The following is a 506-nucleotide window of genomic DNA, read 5'->3' on the forward strand; positions in this document are numbered from 1 at the left end:
TCGATTAGTAGTGCTTTCCTCTTCCTCGAACGGTTAAATATGAGAATCGATGGGTTTTTTAAACTTTCTGACTTTTTAGGGATAAGTTTTTCTGTAGTAGTGAGACCGACTAAATAGCTTATGACGTGGACTTCGAACAAAAGGATAATGAAAAATACAGGACACCCATGTATTTGACAGACCTTAAATCCTAACTAGTCTTATTTTATCTATTTAGATTTTGTTACTGGTGTTCAGGATGACTCAAGCACGTTCAACTCAAGTTTCTCTACAAGATACAGCGTATTACCACTGTATTTCACGGTGTGTACGTCGTGCGTTCTTGTGTGGTGAAGACCATTATTCAGGGCAAAATTTTGAACATCGTCGGGTTTGGTTGGTCGAGCGAATGAGGTTGCTTAGCCAAGTGTTTGCGATTGATGTGTGTGCCTATGCCATTATGTCGAATCACTATCATTTGGTGTTGCATGTTAATACAGCGTCGGCGGAGTCTTGGAGTGATGAAG

At 40.1% G+C, this 506-nt stretch carries 1 protein-coding gene; it reads left to right on the forward strand.

Annotation, left to right across the window (positions count from 1 at the left end; genetic code table 11):
- Window positions 1-238 precede the first annotated feature (238 nt).
- Window positions 239-506: transposase (locus tag AB4486_RS25325; protein WP_372119479.1), on the forward strand; the 268-nt coding region annotated here is incomplete at its 3' end.

It is taken from the genome of Vibrio sp. 10N.222.55.C6 (assembly GCF_041473395.1).
Classification (GTDB): domain Bacteria; phylum Pseudomonadota; class Gammaproteobacteria; order Enterobacterales; family Vibrionaceae; genus Vibrio; species Vibrio crassostreae_C.